1 protein-coding gene is annotated in these 610 nt (G+C 52.5%); it reads left to right on the top strand.

All coding sequences use genetic code 11. The features are described from left to right. A partial coding sequence (locus B2633_RS14630) for a DUF6125 family protein (RefSeq protein WP_483171468.1) occupies positions 1 to 543 on the top strand: 543 nt, incomplete at its 5' end. Between the last annotated feature and the right edge of the window lie 67 nt (positions 544 to 610).

Here is a 610-nt window from a genome sequence, read left to right as displayed (position 1 = left end):
GGTTTTGAAATGGTGGAGGGAGTTCCCAAGCCGTTCCTGGAGATGCCCAGAGAAAAACTTTTGAGCTTGCTGACTGATCTGGGGGTCAATTGGCTGGCCGGCGACGGCATCTGGTTCCAGGCGGTCGAGTTTAAGCATGGCATGTATGACGCCAAACGCTGCAATGACACCTGTTGGGCCAAGTTCTCTCCCTTTGAAGCCTGGTCTATTAAACGCTATTTGAATCTTCCCGAACAGCCGGGGATCGAGGGCGTCAAACAGGCCCTGCAGTTGAGGATGTATGCGCGCATTAACGTGCAGTCCATCATTGATGAAGGACCGAACAGCATCGTATTCCAGATGAATGATTGCCGGGTGCAATCGGCCCGTAAGCGCCAGGGACTGGATGATTATCCCTGTAAATCTGCGGGATTGGTGGAATACAGTTCTTTCGCCCGCACCATTGATTCCCGGGTAAAATGCGAGTGTATCGGCTGCCCGCCGGATGAGCACCCGGAAGAATGGTTCTGTGCCTGGAGATTCTATATCCCTGAAGAAGCCTAGAGCAATGTAGCCCAACACCCTGCTTTAAGCAGGATGTTCAGACTGTCGACAAAAGCGAATAACTGCG

Source organism: Syntrophomonas sp. UBA1041 (assembly GCF_002316705.1).
Lineage (GTDB): Bacteria > Bacillota > Syntrophomonadia > Syntrophomonadales > Syntrophomonadaceae > DTU019.
This window is presented reverse-complemented; position numbering and strand designations above follow the sequence as displayed.